Here is a 15,675-nt window from a genome sequence, read left to right as displayed (position 1 = left end):
GGCGGTGGAGGACAGAGCAAAATGCGTGACGTTCTCGCCGCCATGACGCCGGGCTGGCTGCAGGGTGGCACCGCCGGTTTGGCTACCGTCGTGCGGACTTTCCGTTCCGCACCGAGGCCCCCGGGCGCTGCCATGCTGGTCACGGCCACCGGCGAAGTCTTCGGCTCGGTCTCGGGAGGCTGCGTCGAGGGTGCCGTCTACGAGCTTGCCACACAGGTGAAGGCCGACCACCGCCCGGTCCTGGTGAGCTACGGCGTCAGCGACGACGACGCCTTCTCGGTCGGGTTGACCTGCGGCGGCACTATTGAGGTGTTTGTAGAGCCAATTTCGCAGCAAACCTTCGCGGAGCTGGACCGGGTCCGTGAGGACATCGAGACATCCCGCCCGGTAGGAGTTGCCACCGTGATCGAGCACCCCGATCCCGGCTGGCTGGGCCGCCACCTCGTCGTCCGGCCCAGCGGATTCGAAGGCGGGCTGGGTTCGGTCCGGGCCGATCACGCCGTCGGCGACGACACCCAGGGCCTGCTGGCAGCCGGCCGGAATTCCGTCCTGACTTACGGCCCTGACGGCGAGCGCCTCGACACCGGCATGTCCGTGTTCTTCGCCAGTTACGCGCCGCGGCCGCGGATGCTGGTCTTCGGAGCCATCGACTTTGCCGCGGCACTGGCACGGTTGGGTACCTTCCTGGGCTATCAGGTCACCGTTTGTGACGCCCGCGCCGTATTTGCCACCCAAGCGCGGTTCCCCGACGCCGCGGAGGTGGTCCGTGCTTGGCCGCACCATTACCTCTCCGAGCAGCTCGCCCGGGGGCTTCTCGACGAGCGGACCGTGATTTGTGTCCTGACCCACGACCCCAAGTTCGATGTCCCGGTGCTGGAGGCGGCCCTTCGAGGCCGTCCCGTCGCATACATCGGTGCGATGGGCTCCCGGCGCACGCACAACGATCGGATGGAAAGGCTTCGCGCTGCAGGCCTGAGCGACGAGCAACTGCTGAAACTGCACAGTCCCGTTGGCCTGGACCTGGGGGCGCGCACTCCCGAAGAAACAGCGGTATCGATCGGGGCCGAGATCATCGCCCTGCAATGGGGTGGCAGCGGTGAGCCGCTGGGGTCCCGAGCGGAGCGGATCCATCACGACGAAACGCCCGGGCGGGCCACTGACACGGCAGTCCCCGCGCCACAGACGGATCCATAACTCATCCGCTCCGAGGCGACTGGCGTTGATTGACGACGAAGTCCTTCGCGGCATGATCGCCATTGGGCACCCCACCCTGCCACGCGGAGGTGGCTGTTCTCCGTGCAGAAATTAACGCAGGGCCATAAGCTCAGGGAATGGCGAGATACTTTGACGTGCACCCCGACGATCCCCAGCCCCGTGCAATTGGCCAGATAGTGGAGCTCTTGCGGTCCGGCGGACTGATCGCATATCCCACCGACTCCTGCTATGCCCTCGGTGCGCAGCTCGGTAACCGCGAGGCCCTGGACCGTATCCGTGCCATTCGGCAGCTGGACAACAAACACCACTTCACCCTGGTCTGCAAGGATTTTGCCCAGCTGGGCCAGTTCGTCCAGATCGACAACGATGTGTTCCGCAGCATCAAGGCAGTCACCCCGGGCAGCTACACCTTCATCCTTCCCGCCACGAAGGAAGTGCCCAAGCGCCTGCTGCACCCGAAGAAGAAGACCGTGGGCGTCCGCATCCCGGACAACGCCGTGGTCCAGGCGCTGCTGGCCGAGCTGGGCGAGCCCCTGCTCTCCAGCACGCTGCTGCTGCCCGACGAGGAGGAGCCGCTGACCCAGGGCTGGGAAATCAAGGAACGGCTGGACCACGTGGTGGATGCAGTGGTTGATTCCGGGGACTGCGGTGCGGAACCGACCACGGTCATCGACTTCTCGAGCGGTTCGGCGGAAGTAGTGCGCCACGGCATGGGCGATCCCTCCCGGTTCGAGTAGCCGCCTTCCGCCTGCGAACGTCCGGCACGGCCGGGTTTAGTCCTTCTTGCGGGCCCTGCTGGGCTGAACCCGCGGAGGTTCACCTGGCATCTTGGGGTAGTCCGGCGGGAACGGAAGCTCCCCCAGTCCGGAGCCGACGTCGCGCTCCCACCACTCGAGCAGCACGTCAATTTTTCCCGGGTTGGCGCTCATGTCCGCCCACGGGTCCCCGACAGTCCGGAGCCGTTCGGGGACGGTAAGAATGGTGAAATCCTTCGGGTCCGCGCTGCCCAGTTCGTCCCAGGTGATCGGGCAGGACACCGGGGCGTGGCCCAGTGCACGGGGGCTGTAGGCGCCGGCGATGGTGCGGTCGCGGTTTGCCTGGTTGAAGTCCACGAACACCCGTTCGCCGCGTTCTTCCTTCCACCAGGCCGTGGTGACCTTGTCCGGCATCCGCCGCTCCAGTTCACGGGCGGCGGCGATGACTGCGTGGCGGACATCCAGGAACTCAAAAGCCGGCTCCACCGGCGCATAGACGTGGAGGCCGCGGTTCCCCGAGGTCTTGATAAAGGTGGCGAGTCCGGCTTCCGCGAGCACCTCCTTCAGCTCCAGGGCTGCAGGGATGGCGTCGTCGAAGTCGGTTCCAGGCTGGGGGTCCAGGTCGATCCGCAACTGGTCCGGGTTGTCCGTGTTTTCGGCACGCGACGGCCAGGGGTGGAACACCACTGTGTTCATCTGCGCAGCCCAGACGGCGGCGGCCGGTTCGTCCAGGACCAGCATCGGGTGAGAACGCGCACTCGGAAAGACCACCTTCACCGACCGGATGAAGTCCGGCGTGCCCTTGGGCGGATTTTTGGAGAAGAACTGCTCGCCGTCGACGTTGTCCGAAAACCGCTGTAGGGCAACGGGACGCCCGCCGTTCGCCGCGATAAAGGCGTCACCCACCTCCGCGAGGTAGCGCGCAAGGTCCAGCTTGGTCAGCCCGAGATCCGGCCATAGGACACGGCCGGGACTTGAGATCCGCATATCGCGGGGGCCGTTCGGGCCCCCGACGGTGAGGGTGGTGGATTCGCTCGCCATGGTGACAACCTACCCCGCCCGGTCCGCTCCGTCAGCAGTTGGCTACCGAATGGAAGAAACTTCGGCCAGCTCACTGGGCACGCGACTTCCGGTCTGTAAGGATGTGAACTGGCCTATTCCCCACGTGGCGGCCAACCGTCGAAGGAGACCCGTTCCATGATTGAAGCCGCTGGTGTGGACCAGGCAGCGAGGCAACGTGCACTGAGCGCGCTGGCTGCGCAGGAGGACCTCATGTCCCGCGGACAGGACAGTGTGGACTTCCGGCGGCGCCTCGACCGTCATTTTCCTGACCTGTACCGGCTCTTCCACACCCTGTATGGCAGGCGCCCGGACTTTGAGGAGCAGTTGACGGCGCTGGTCCTCCAGACGGCCCGTTCCTGGAACGAACGCCCGGCGGACCTCAAAGCCCTGGACGCAGAACGGGAACACCATGCCGGGTGGTTCCTCGCCAACACCATGCTAGGCGGCGTCTGCTACGTCGCCCGCTATGCGGAGGACCTCGAGGGAGTCCGCGCCCGGATTCCGTATTTCAAAGAGCTCGGCCTCACCTACCTGCATCTGATGCCGCTGTTCCTGGCACCTGAACCGCATTCCGACGGCGGGTACGCCGTCTCCAGTTACCGCCAGGTCAACCCGAAACTGGGGACCATGGAACAGCTGCGTGAACTGGCCGCTGAGCTGCGGTCCAACGGCATCAGCCTGGTGGTTGACTTCATTTTCAACCACACCTCGGATGAGCACGAGTGGGCAAAGCGGGCCGCGGCGGGCGATTCCGGGTACAGCGATTACTACTGGATCTTCCCGGACCGGGCCATGCCGGACGCTTTCGAGCAGAATGTGCGCGAGATCTTCCCGGAGAACCATCCGGGGTCCTTCATCCAGATGGAGGACGGCCGCTGGGTCTGGGCCACGTTCCACACGTACCAGTGGGACCTGAACTACTCCAATCCGGACGTCTTCCGGGCCATGGCCGGGGAGATGCTCTTCCTGGCCAACCAGGGGGTGGACATCCTGCGGATGGATGCAGTCGCCTTCATCTGGAAGCAGCTCGGAACCCCGTGCGAGAACCTCCCCGAAGCCCACACCCTGCTGCAGGCCTTCAACGCCGTCTGCCGCCTGGCCGCGCCGTCGCTGCTGTTCAAGTCCGAGGCGATCGTCCACCCCGACGAAGTGGCGCTGTACATCGATCCGGCAGAGTGCCAGCTTTCCTACAACCCGCTGCAGATGGCGCTGATCTGGGAGTCGATGGCCACCCGCGATGTGTCGCTCCTGTCGCAGGCCCTCGAACGCAGGCACAACATTCCGGAAGGCACTTCGTGGGTGAACTACGTACGCAGCCACGACGATATCGGCTGGACCTTCGCGGACGAGGACGCCGCGGAACTGGGCATCAACGGCTTCGACCACCGACGCTTCCTCAACGCCTTCTACGTCAATCGCTTCCCTGGCAGCTTCGCGCGCGGCGTTCCCTTCCAGGACAACCCGCGTACGGGTGATTGCCGCATCTCCGGCACGACGGCGTCGCTCTGCGGTCTGGAGGGCGGCACCGGCCAGGCGGTGGACCGGATCCTGCTCGCCCATTCGGTAACCTTCAGCACCGGCGGCATCCCCCTTCTCTACCTTGGCGATGAGGTGGGACAGCTCAATGACTACGGCTACGCCCTCGAGGAAGGCCACGGCGCGGACAGCCGCTGGGTTCACCGCCCGCACTACCCTGCCGAGAGGTACGCAAAGCGCCAGGACCCGGCCGCACCCGAAGGTGCGGTGTTTGAGGGCATTCGCGCCATGATCTCGGCGCGGTCAGCAACCCCGGAATTCGCAGGAACCCGGCTGGTCCACTTCGACACCAATAACCGCGGCGTCCTGGGCTACCAGCGGCCGGGCGAAGGAACCCTGATCCTGGTCCTCGCCAACTTCAGCGACGGAAACCAGACCATCACCGCGCAGACCCTTTCCGGATTCGCGCCCGGGGCAGTGGACCTGCTGACCGGCAACCCGGTGCGGATAGAAGGAGGGGTCAGTCTCCGGCCACAGGAGTTCCGCTGGCTGCGGGTCACCCCGGCCGGCGGCTGAGCCCCGGCTGATCGGGCATCATGGATTCATGCCCGTACCCGAATCCCACTTAACCATCACCGTCGGCGATGTCCAGGTTTCCGGCATCTATGCCCGGCCGGAGAAGCCGTTCGCAACACTCGTGCTGGCACACGGTGCCGGAGCCGGCATGGAGCATCCCTTCATGGCGGGCTTCACCAACGCGCTGAACGACGACGGCGTCGCCACCTTGCGGTTCAACTTCCCCTACCGCGAGGCCGGACGGAAATTCCCTGACCGGCCGCCGCTTGCCATCGCCACCTGGCGTGCCGCCATGGCGGAGGCCGGAGCCAGGGCCGCGGCGCACTCGGACACGGGCCCGGTGTGGGCCGCCGGCAAGTCGTTCGGCGGCCGGATGGCCTCCATGGCCGTGGCCGAGGGAATGCCGGCGGCCGGGCTGGTGTACCTCGGCTATCCGCTGCATCCGCCGGGCAAGCCGGAGAAACTGCGCGACGAGCACCTCTACGGGCTCACCCTTCCAATGCTGTTCATGCAGGGAACGCGGGACACGTTTGCCACGCCTGAGCTGCTGGAGGGTGTGGTCGCCCGTATCGGGCCAACCGCTACCCTGCACTGGTACGAAGGCGGTGACCACTCGTTTGCGGTCGCTGGCAAAAAGCGGAGTGCGGAGGAGATCGGCGCCGCCGTTGCGGCCCCGGTTGCTGTGTATCTGCGCTCACATGGCTAGGTTCAGGTAGCCGGGAGCTCACTGCCTCGGAGCCGTGTGGGCCATGTTCGGGGGCAGGGGCTCGTGGCGAAGGTAGGTCCGCCGGAAACGGCCCGTGCCCGCCGTCAATGCCCGCAAGTCCACCGCATAGCGCAGCAACTCCTGTTCCGGTATCTCTGCACTGATTTCGGTGCCGCTGCCGTCGGCCGAGGCCGTTCCGGTCAGCCGCCCGCGCCGGGAGGAGAGATCGCTCATCACCGCCCCTACATAGTCTTCCGCGACGCTGATGGTTACCGCCAGGACGGGTTCGAGAAGCTGGATCCGGCCCGCTGCCGCGGCTTCCCGCAGCGCCAGCGCCCCCGCCGCCTGGAAGGCCGCGTCGGAGGAATCGACGCTGTGCGCTTTGCCGCCGGTGAGCGTCACCCGGATGTCCACCACCGGGAACCCCGCTGCCACGCCCTTCTGCATTTGCGCCCGGACACCTTTCTCGACCGAGCCGATGTACTGCCCCGGGATGACCCCGCCCACGGTCTTGTCAACGAACTCGAAACCCGCGCCGCGTTCGAGGGGCTCAACATCAATGTCACAGATGGCGTACTGGCCGTGGCCTCCGGACTGCTTGACGTGCCGGCCGTGGCCCGATGCCGGCGCCGCGAACGTTTCCCGCAATGGCGTGACCACGTCCACGGTCTGCAGCTTGACCCCCTGCTCGCGCAGCCTGTCCAGCACCACCTCGCCGTGTGCTTCGCCCATGCACCAGAGGATCAGCTGATGGGTTTCGGCGTTCCGTTCCACGCGCAGGGTCGGGTCACCGGCGGCCACCTTCCCCAGGGACTTGGCCAGGGCGTCCTCGTCGCTGCGGGTTGCGGCCTCCACTGCCACGGGCATCAGCGGCTCCGGCATCTCCCACGAAACCACCAGCAGCGGCGCCTCCCTGGCTGAGACGGTGTCGCCGGTCTCGGCATTGGCCAGCTTGGCGATTGCGCAGATATCCCCCGCCACGCAGTACGGCACCGGCCGCAGGGTGGACCCCACCGGCGAGTAGAGGTGGGTGAGGCGTTCGTCGCTGTCGTGGTCCTCGTGGCCCCGGTCGGCCAGCCCCCGGCCGCTGACATGCACTGCGGAGTCCTCGCGAAGCGTGCCGGAGAAGACCCGCACCAGGCAGACGCGGCCGAGGAACGGGTCGATGGTGGTCCGTACTACCTCGCCTGCGAGGGGGCCCGCGGGATCGCACGCCAGTGGCGGGGCCGGCTCGCCGCCCAGACCGGTTACCTGCGGCAGGGTGCGTTCCAGCGGAGACGGAAAGGCGCGGGTCAGCATTTCCAGGAGTTCCGCCACGCCCAGGCCCGTTTCGGCGGACGTTGCCAGCACCGGGAAGAATGTTCCACGGGCGACGGCGGTCTCCAGGTCGCTGACGAGGGCATTGACGTCGATTTCCTCGCCGTCAAGGTAGCGGTCCATGAGGGTTTCATCTTCGCTCTCCGAGATGATGCCCTCAATGAGCGTGCCACGGGCGCTTTCGGACGCCGCGATCTCTTCCGCGCCGGCTTTCCGCACTTGGGGTGTCGGCGAGCCGGCGGAGTAGTCCGACACCGTTTGCGAGAGCAGTCCCAGCAGCCCGGTGGTGGCGTCTCCGGTGCGCACAGGGAGGTAGGCCGGCACCACCGAGTCGCCGAACGAGCGCTGGCACTCGGCCACCGTCGCCTCGAAGTTCGCGCGCGGATGATCCAGCCGGCTGATCACAACGGCCCTGGGCATCCCCACCTGGTCGCACTCGCCCCAGAGTGCGGTGGTGGCGGCGTCGATGCCCTCGATGGCAGACACCACGAAAAGGGCCGCGTCGGCTCCCCGCAGTCCTGCGCGGAGTTCGCCGGTGAAGTCACCGTAGCCCGGAGTATCCAGGAGATTAACCTTGATGCCGTCCACCACGAGGGGGGCTATGGAGAGCACTACGGAGCGTTGTTGGTGAACTTCGGAGGGTTCGGCGTCGCTGACTGTCGTCCCGTCGGTGATCGATCCCATCCGTGAGATCACGCCGGTTGCGGCAAGCAGTGCTTCCACCAGCATTGTCTTACCGGCACCGGAGTGGCCGACGAGAACCACGTTGCGGACTTTCTCCGGCGAATCGGCGGGAGCGCCGGCGGAGGCGTCCGCCCGCCGGGAATCAGAGGTGCTGCGGGCCGGGCTCTTGGCCCGGCCGTTTGGGCTTTTTACCGACATGAGCAACTCCAGGCGTCTTAGTCGTGAGCCGCCATGCGGCCTGTGTAAGACGATTCGACACCCTGAGGCCGCCGAACTTCAAGAGGGTGACGTGCAGCCCCTGCCCGCGGGGTCAGCTTTCGTCGTGCCACCACCCTTCCCAGGGGGTGGATGTGAGTTGCCCGCTGGGGAAAGCGCCCATGGAGCCAGCCCCGCCGGCATGCGGATCCTTGTCCTTCCAGCCGGAGTGAAGGGAGAGTGTCAAAGTGCTCAAAAGAGTCATCATGGTGTGTCCTTCCGTTCGCTGCATGGACCGCTGTGTCCAGGTAGGACTGAGCGTATCCGTGCAATGTTTCGCGGCAACGACGCGAGGTTTCCGGTGTGTATCAGTTACCTCACTGGGACACTCTGCGGGCTTGGAGATCTACTCTGCAAGGATCAGGTACAGCGCCCGGCGGGCTTCGTCGTCGATCTTTTCGACGGCGGCCAGAAGCTGTTCGTCCCTAGCCGCAACCCGGAACTGATGAATGACGCCCATGAGCTTGCCTACGCTCTGATGAAACGCCGGACCCGTGCCCTCGGCGTCGGTGTTCCAAGCGTTGCCCAGCTCATCCTGGTGGCTGGGGCGCCGCGCTCCGGACGTCTTTTCCGCGATTGTCTTGATCAGCCCGTACCCGTTAGAGGGTGCTTCCGCCAGCAGGGAAAGAATTGCCGCGCGGACATCGCCCCTGTTGGCCCTGCGCGGGCCGCCCGGCCCGAAACCCGGCCCGAACCCTGGCCGGCGGGGAACCAACACCTGGCGGCTACATCCTGTTCTTGGTCCGGGCGGTGGCCGGCGCGGTCCACGGGTCTTCCGGCCAGGGATGCTTCGGGTAGCGGCCGCGCATCTCCGCCCGCACCTGCGCGTATGGTCCTGACCAGAACGACGCAAGATCGTCCGTCACCGCCAGGGGACGCCTTGCCGGCGACAGGAGATGAAACAGCACCGGCACCCGGCCGCCCGCCAACCGCGGTGTTTCGGCCCAGCCAAAGCATTCCTGCAATTTGACCGCTACAATCGGACGGCCGTCGTCGTGCTCCGCGTCCGGGTAATCGATCCTGACGCGCGAACCGCTCGGAACCTCCAGCGTCTCCGGCGCCAGCTCCCCGAACCGGGCCGCGTCCGGCCACGGCAAGAGTCGCCGCAGCGGTTCCGTGAGGTCGATGCCGGCCGTGGCCGACCCGCCGGCAAGCGCTTCGAGTTCGGGCGCCAGCCAGTCATCAAGCCGGGACAACAGCGCACCCTCGGACACGTCCGGCCAGGGGCTGCCCAGTTCGCGGTGCAGCAGCGCGAGACGGCGGCGCAAGGCGTCCGCCGCCGTCGACCATCCAATGGTTCCCAACCCTTCCTTCGCCAGTGCGCGGGCCACGGCCGCCCGCCCCTCGGCGGCTGACGGCCGCACCGGTGTCGAGGAAAGCACGATGGCACCCAGACGGCGTTCCCGCCGGGCGGTGACCCGACCCTGGGCGAACCCGGCCTCCACGCTTTCACGCAGCAGGTGCCGGGTCGCAGCCTCCGCCGTGTCAACGGAAAGCGGCGCCGCAGAGCGGATGACGGCGCCTGTTCCCGCCGCGTCGCGGCCTTCCGCGCGCGAGACTTCAGCAACCGCCAGCCACTCGTGGCCGGACAGCGGGCTGCCCGCCGGGAGGCCCGCCCGGGTACCGGAAGAGAGCAGGTATCGCTCCCCCGCACCGGGCACGCGGCGCGCCACCCGGTCAGGGAAAGCGAGGGCGACGACGAACCCGACCGCCTCCGCGGCGGTCACCGGCGCGACACTTCGCGAGCGGTCAACGACAGCGACTTGCTTACGGACGATCCCTTCCATCCGCCCGACGTCATCTTTCCAGCGCCGCGCCGCCGGATCCTTGCCTGAACGCAGTGTGGCCAGCAACCGGGTGAGGTCGGCGCCGGGAGCGCGCTGGTCACCGGCGACGACGGCGACAGTCTCCGCGGCAGTCCGCTGGCCCACGGTTGCGGCGCCGTCCAGCAAGGCCCGGGCCAGTCGCGGATCGGCCGGAATCCTGGCCAAGGTCTTTCCCAGCTCCGTGGCGAGGCCATCCTGTCCCACGGCGCCCAGCTCGCGGAGGACCTCCACGGCCTCATCCATCGCTGCTGCGGGCGGAGCGTCCGGGAGGGCCAATCCTCGTCCGCGCGGTGATCCCCAGCAGGCCAGGACCAACGCCGCTGCGGTCAGGTCGGCCACCACGATTTCCGGGGTCTGGTGCGCAGGGGCAGCTCCGAAGGCCTTCTGGTCATAGCATCGGACCACCCGGCCCGGACCCTGGCGTGCGGCGCGTCCGGCGCGCTGTTCAGCGGACGCACGGGAGCAGGACACAGTCACCAGGCCGGACATGCCCCGGTTTATGTCGCGCCGCGGTTCGCGGGACAGCCCGGAGTCGATGACCAGACGGACCCCCGGAACAGTGAGTGAGGATTCGGCGAGCGCCGTGGAGACGATGATCCGGGCACGTCCGCCGGGGTCCCGCCCCGACACTGCCCGGTCCTGTTCCGCCGGGCTTGCCTGGCCGTGCAGCTCCAGCACTTCGGCGTCCACCCTGCCCCGGAGGCGGCTGGCAACGTGCGAGACCTCCCGGGCGCCCGGAAGAAAGACCAGCGCATCCACGCCCGGGTCCGCCGCCAGCGATTCGGCGTGTGATGCGGCGGCGGTGTCTGCCACATGGTCTAGGAACGCACGGCTCACGCCCCGCGTGTCCAGTCGCGCCACGGCGGCGGGCGCCCACTCGGTTTCGAGCGGGTATAGAGCGGAAGGACAGTCGACGACGGGAGCCGGGCCGCCGCCGTCGTGCGTCCCTTCGGTGCCGGTCCCTTGGTTCCCCGTCCCGATGAGTGCAGCGAAGCGCGGCGCGTCCAAGGTGGCGGACATGGCTACCAGCATGAGGTCGCCGCGCAACTCGCGGACCTCGGCGAGCATACCGAGCAGCAGATCGGTCTCCAGCCCCCGCTCGTGGACCTCATCGAGGATCACCGCGTCCACGGTCTCCAGGCCCGGGTCGGACAAGAGCCGCTGCAGCAGGATGCCGGGCGTGACGAACTCGATCACGGTCCCCGCACCGCCGACGCGTTCCCCGCGGACGGTGTAGCCGACGCGGTCCCCGAGCCGGCTGCCGTCCAAGTCGGCCAGGCGGCGTGCCGCGGAGCGCGCGGCGACACGGCGCGGCTGGGTGACAACAACCCGCGGGCTCCGGGCTCTTCCGCCGGCAGCCCCTGCGCCACCGGGCACCGCGGCGGCTGCGATGTTGGCGAGCAACGGCGGAACCAGGGTGGTTTTGCCGCTACCGGGTGGCGCCTGGACAACGGCGGTCCCGGCCGCGCCGCCGGCGCGCAGGGCATCTGACAGCTCCCCCAGCGACGCGGCAAAGGCCAGGCCCGCACCGATGACCCCTAAATCGAAGGGTGGATCGGAGCGGGCGGCGGCCGAAGCGAGCGGAGAAGTCACGCCTCCATTGTGCCTACAAAGTTCACACGGTCCTTCTCAGTGCCGGGCGGGGAGCAGACGCGCGATGCCCGCCCCTCGACGGGCGGGACTCAGGTCGCGGGTGCGCTGACCTGTGCGCTGACCGCGATGAAGGCGCCCTGGGGGTCGCCGACCACAGCGTTCCGGAAACCCGGCGTGTCCATCGGCGCCATCAGGATGGTGCCGCCCAGCGCTTCAGCGTGCCGAGCGACGGAATCCACATCTGTGACCGCGAAATTGACGCTCCAATGGGGAGGAACCGCGACGCCGTCAGTGGCGGTGACGACGGCCACCACCTGACCGGAGCGGCGCCATAGCGCAAAGGGCGCATCCGCCACCGGTTCAAGTTCCCAGTCGAACATGGCGCCGTAAAACGCCCGGGCCTTCCCGACGTCGGTAGTGTGCAGCGAGCTCATTGCCCAGGCGTTCGGCTCATCGGCCAGCACGGCGCCGTCGCCCTCCCCGGCCTGCCACAGGCAAAACGGCACCCCCGTGGAGTCCGCAACCACGGCCAGAACACCATGGGTGCCGCCGCCAAACGGGCCTGCGACGAGGCTACCTCCGGCATGCTCGGCAAGGGCGAGCGCCTGTCCGACGTCGTCGACACGCACGTGGGTGTTCCACGTGGGCCGGAACATCGCCGGTGCCTGGCCGATCCCGGACACCAGCCGACCCTGCAGGCGTGCAGCGTAGTAGTTGCCCTCGAGTCCGGCCGGCATAGGGGCGGGATCGTCAAAACTCCAGCCGAAGAGCGGGCCGTAGAAGTCCATGGCCGCCCGGGGATCCGGCTGGAAAGTATCGACCCGGCACGGCACGCCGACCGATTGGGTATCACGGGTTGTCATTAAGGCGCCTTCCAATTCTTCTGGACCTCACTTCTTTTGTGCAGCGTATGCAGCCAGGGACACTGCTTCAAGCCTTTTGTGGGCGTTCCCACCGAGTGGCGATCCGCGGCCGCCATTGCCCTCCAAGCAAGGCTAGGATCTCGATATGGGGTCCACGGACGATTTGTTCGAGGGGCCGGCCACCGAATTGCCCGGACCGATCTCACGCGGCGGAGCACTTTATGCGGAAGTGGCCGGCCGCGAAGCCCGGGTCAGGCATGTCGCGGGCTACTCCGCGTTCATCGGTTTCTCCGCCCGCCACGGCGTGAGGGCATATGAGCTGGCCGCGGACCCGGCGCGGCTCATAGCCACACGGCTTGAGCGGTCGACTCAGGCGCTGATCCCCGTCCGGCGGCCTCACACGCGACCGGCTTAGGGCAGGGAGAACCGGCCGCGGGTAAAACGGGCGAAGCCGGCGTGAACGTCACGGACAATGACGGTTCCGGGGCCGAGGAGCTGTGCCTTCTCTCGAAGTTGCGCCACAAGGTCCTCGCTAGGGCGGCCGAAGACTTCGATCGTCTTCATCTTGATAAGCGGCGCAACTGGCGGGAACTTGGGCCCCGCCACCTTCATGTGGAACTCCAACGAGGCCAGATCAGGATGAAAGTGGAGGACACTCATGGTGGAGCCGTCCTCTGAGAACCAGACGCTGTAGGAGATGATCCGAGGCTCATTCTGTTCAACGAACTCGGCAAGTTCTGCCATGGCCGCCTTAAGTTCCTCAAGTTTGCCGGAGCGGACCTCCGAAGTATCAAGGTAAGCGACGAAGTTATCCATGTCATCTCTCCCGTTGAAGGCCCGGGCTGAATGCCTGGACAAGGTTCTCTACACACAATTTTCCTCCCGATCCGCTAGGGAAGCGCATTGGATTCCTGGCTCCAGGATTTGGCCAGCCGGCCGGGACTTCCCCGGCGTTCACGGTGGCATCCCGGCGGAAGGTGGCAACATGGGGACATGACTCCTGCTCATGGTTTTTCCGGACTCTTTCGGCGTCCCCAGCCCGTCAAACCCACAGCCGGTCAAGAGTCGGTGTGGGACTACCCGCGGCCGCCAAGGGTCGAGCCCCGATCGGAACGGGTTGTCGTCCGGCTTGGCGGGCAGGTGATTGCCGACACCATTGATGCAGTGCGTGTCCTGGAGACGAGTCATCCGCCGGTCTACTACCTGCCATTGGACGCATTCCCCGCCGGTGTACTCGTCCCGGTCGAGGGCACCACCTTCTGCGAGTTCAAGGGAGAAGCACACTACTTCGACGTCGTCGCCGGCGGAGTCGTCGTTCCCCGTGCCGGGTGGACCTACCCGGCACCCGCCCGAGGTTTCGAGGCGCTCAGCAGCCGAGTTGCCCTCTACCCGGGCCACATGGATTCCTGCGAGGTCAACGGCGAGCAGGTGACCTTCCAGGAAGGTGACTTCTACGGCGGTTGGATCACCACGAAGATCGTCGGCCCGTTCAAGGGTGGCCCGGGCACTGCCGGGTGGTGAGCACATCGCTCGTGCGTTCCGGCAAGCCTTACCCGGAGAGTACCTGCTCCACTTCTATGACGTCGGTCGCAGACACCAAAAACCCTACCAGCGCCAGCGCCAGCGCCAGCGCCAGAAGCTTGGCCATGTGGACGCCGTCACCAACCGCCGCGCGTGGGCGTATGGCCCTTTCGGGCATCCTCGGGCATTGCCATTTCGGCCCGCATGCCCAGGAGCCGGATCGGGCGGCCCGCTTCAATTCCGGCTGCGAGGTCCAATGCCCGCGCGAGGATTTCGTCCCTATCGAATGTTTCGGGGATCTTCTTCGCGTGGGTCTTGGTGAAGAACGGCGCATACCGAACCTTGAGGGTCAGCCCGACCACGGGCCGCCCCTCGGCCTCAACATCCTCAAGAACACGGGCTGTCAGCTCCCTGACTGCGTCGTCCACCTGGGCGGGCGCAGTCAGGTCCTGTTGGAAGGTGGTCTCCCGGCTATGCCCGCGGGCAACCCACGGGGTGTCGTCCACAACGCTGGCGCCGTCCCCGCGTCCGAGCTCCGCGTACCAGGGACCCATCCTGGGGCCGAACTCCGGAACGAGGTCCCGGGGGTCGGTGGCGGCGAGCTCGGCGACTGTGTGGATGCCGAGTTTGGCCAGCCGGGCAGACACTTTGGTTCCAACGCCCCACAGGTCTTTGGTGGGCAGGTCGCCCATGACCTTGAGCCAGTTAGCTGAAGTGAGGCGGAAGACGCCGGCCGGCTTGCCGAAACCGGTGGCGACCTTGGCCCGGATCAAAGTGTCGCCGATGCCTATGCTGCAATGCAGCTGCGTTCGCTCCAGGACAGCGGCCTGCACCTGCCGGGCGTAGGCTTCCGGGTTCTCCGTCTCAGTGCCTACAAAGGCTTCATCCCAGCCCAGCACCTGCACGGTGGCGCCCGGCTGCGCGCGCAGGGTGGCCATCACCGTTTCGGACGCCGCGAGGTAAGCCTCCTGGTCGACGGGCAGGATCACAGCGTCGGGCACTTTCCGGGCCGCAATGCGTAACGGCATTCCGGAACCCACGCCGAACGCCCTTGCTTCGTAGGACGCGGTCGCCACCACAGCTCGTTCCGCAGGATCGCCCCGACCGCCGACAATGATCGGCTTGCCCGCAAGCTCCGGCCGCCGGAGCACTTCGACCGCCGCAATGAACTGGTCGAGATCGACGTGCAGCACCCACCGGATTCCGCTCACGCCACCAGTCTGCCCTAAACATCGCCCACAAGCATCGGCTCTCCACCGAGTTTGGCCGGAATGGCGGTGCCAGCGCCTGCTACGGGTTTCGACGGTGAAAATAGCGACGCCACGTCGAACGCAAAGGATCACCCCTGGCCGGCGTGGAAGGAGAGCCGGTCCTGGGTGATCCTTGAAGTTCGCGCTTCGGAAAAGGGCCGGGTCCCTGGCAGCGCTCTTGCGTGGCGGTGCAGTGGAGCGGCGCGCGTTGCGAATAGGCGATGATCCCGGTGATCATCATTCGCCGCCCCACTGCGGTCTGGTGCCGTCGGACTCGGTGTGTCAGCGCCGTCGAACTGGCTCCGGGCTGAAGCTGCGTCGCTGTTCGGCTACATAATGCCGGTGGGTACCAGCAGGACCCAGGCCAGGGCCGGGGCGAACAGCACCACTCCGCCGGCGTAGGCCATCAGCTGCCGGTAGACGCGCTGCCGATCGTCGTCGCGGGCGTTTGCTACCACCAGCGCGCCGTCGGTGGAGAAGGGAGAGACATCCACCACCGTGGCAGCGATGGCAAGTGCCGCGACCGTTCCGGAGGCACTCAGCGAACTCGTGGCAAGCAGCGGACCGGCCAGTGGA

General features: G+C 67.0%; 13 protein-coding genes and 1 pseudogene. 5 read left to right on the top strand and 9 right to left on the bottom strand.

All coding sequences use genetic code 11. The annotated features are described in order from the left end of the window. The first annotated feature begins 21 nt into the window (after positions 1-21). Together JOE41_RS00070 and JOE41_RS00065 are read left to right on the top strand one after the other, a co-directional pair. The gene (locus tag JOE41_RS00070; protein WP_011691879.1) at positions 22-1,194 is read left to right on the top strand and encodes an XdhC/CoxI family protein; all 1,173 of its coding nucleotides are present in this window, start codon (positions 22-24) and stop codon (positions 1,192-1,194) included. 137 nt (positions 1,195-1,331) lie between these two features. Continuing rightward, a complete protein-coding gene (locus JOE41_RS00065) occupies positions 1,332-1,952 on the top strand; it encodes an L-threonylcarbamoyladenylate synthase (protein ID WP_011691878.1) in 621 nt (206 codons plus the stop codon). 36 nt (positions 1,953-1,988) lie between these two features. Here JOE41_RS00065 and ligD read toward each other — a convergent pair whose 3' ends face one another. Then, on the bottom strand, positions 1,989-3,011 hold the full coding sequence (ligD, locus tag JOE41_RS00060) for a non-homologous end-joining DNA ligase (RefSeq protein ID WP_209750241.1): 1,023 nt from the start codon (positions 3,009-3,011) through the stop codon (positions 1,989-1,991). A gap of 156 nt (positions 3,012-3,167) precedes the next feature. On the opposite strand from ligD, the gene JOE41_RS00055 reads away from it, so the two are divergent. Both JOE41_RS00055 and JOE41_RS00050 read left to right on the top strand, forming a co-directional pair. Continuing rightward, positions 3,168-5,084 carry an alpha-amylase family glycosyl hydrolase gene (locus JOE41_RS00055; RefSeq protein ID WP_209750239.1) on the top strand — a complete coding sequence of 639 codons (1,917 nt, stop codon included), beginning with the start codon at positions 3,168-3,170 and terminating at the stop codon, positions 5,082-5,084. A 28-nt stretch (positions 5,085-5,112) separates the two neighbouring features. Further along, on the top strand, positions 5,113-5,790 hold the full coding sequence (locus JOE41_RS00050; RefSeq protein WP_209750237.1) for an alpha/beta family hydrolase: 678 nt from the start codon (positions 5,113-5,115) through the stop codon (positions 5,788-5,790). An 18-nt stretch (positions 5,791-5,808) separates the two neighbouring features. On the opposite strand, the gene JOE41_RS00045 is transcribed toward JOE41_RS00050, so the two are convergent. From JOE41_RS00045 to JOE41_RS00020, 6 genes are all read right to left on the bottom strand, one after another. Then, the gene (locus JOE41_RS00045) at positions 5,809-7,989 is read right to left on the bottom strand and encodes an elongation factor G-like protein EF-G2 (RefSeq protein WP_209750235.1); all 2,181 of its coding nucleotides are present in this window, start codon (positions 7,987-7,989) and stop codon (positions 5,809-5,811) included. A gap of 112 nt (positions 7,990-8,101) precedes the next feature. Continuing rightward, positions 8,102-8,254: a hypothetical protein gene (locus JOE41_RS00040; protein WP_198011555.1), complete on the bottom strand. Its 153-nt coding sequence runs from the start codon at positions 8,252-8,254 to the stop codon at positions 8,102-8,104. A 138-nt stretch (positions 8,255-8,392) separates the two neighbouring features. Further along, on the bottom strand, positions 8,393-8,833 hold the full coding sequence (locus tag JOE41_RS00035) for a PadR family transcriptional regulator (RefSeq protein ID WP_307800735.1): 441 nt from the start codon (positions 8,831-8,833) through the stop codon (positions 8,393-8,395). Continuing rightward, a complete protein-coding gene (gene hrpB, locus JOE41_RS00030) occupies positions 8,772-11,465 on the bottom strand; it encodes an ATP-dependent helicase HrpB (RefSeq protein WP_209750233.1) in 2,694 nt (897 codons plus the stop codon). Before hrpB ends, JOE41_RS00035 begins: the two co-directional genes overlap by 62 nt. 89 nt (positions 11,466-11,554) lie before the next feature. Then, the gene (locus JOE41_RS00025; protein WP_043429741.1) at positions 11,555-12,328 is read right to left on the bottom strand and encodes a VOC family protein; all 774 of its coding nucleotides are present in this window, start codon (positions 12,326-12,328) and stop codon (positions 11,555-11,557) included. A 411-nt stretch (positions 12,329-12,739) separates the two neighbouring features. Further along, complete coding sequence (locus tag JOE41_RS00020) at positions 12,740-13,144, bottom strand: hypothetical protein (RefSeq protein WP_209750231.1); 405 nt, start codon at positions 13,142-13,144, stop codon at positions 12,740-12,742. Between the two features lie 177 nt (positions 13,145-13,321). Here JOE41_RS00020 and JOE41_RS00015 point away from each other — a divergent pair, with 177 nt between their 5' ends. Then, positions 13,322-13,849 (top strand): DUF427 domain-containing protein, encoded by a 528-nt coding sequence (locus tag JOE41_RS00015; protein ID WP_209750229.1) that lies wholly within the window; start codon positions 13,322-13,324, stop codon positions 13,847-13,849. A gap of 137 nt (positions 13,850-13,986) precedes the next feature. Here the strand turns inward: JOE41_RS00015 and JOE41_RS00010 are convergent, their stop codons facing one another. Then, on the bottom strand, positions 13,987-15,042 hold the full coding sequence (locus JOE41_RS00010; protein ID WP_209753486.1) for a DNA polymerase IV: 1,056 nt from the start codon (positions 15,040-15,042) through the stop codon (positions 13,987-13,989). A 386-nt stretch (positions 15,043-15,428) separates the two neighbouring features. Beyond that, a pseudogene (locus JOE41_RS00005) lies at positions 15,429-15,675 on the bottom strand (C4-dicarboxylate ABC transporter); the annotation flags it as partial.

The organism is Arthrobacter sp. PvP103, from assembly GCF_017833075.1.
Lineage (GTDB): Bacteria > Actinomycetota > Actinomycetes > Actinomycetales > Micrococcaceae > Arthrobacter.
The sequence above is the reverse complement of the archived record's forward strand: the minus strand, read 5'-3'. Positions and strand labels throughout refer to the sequence as shown.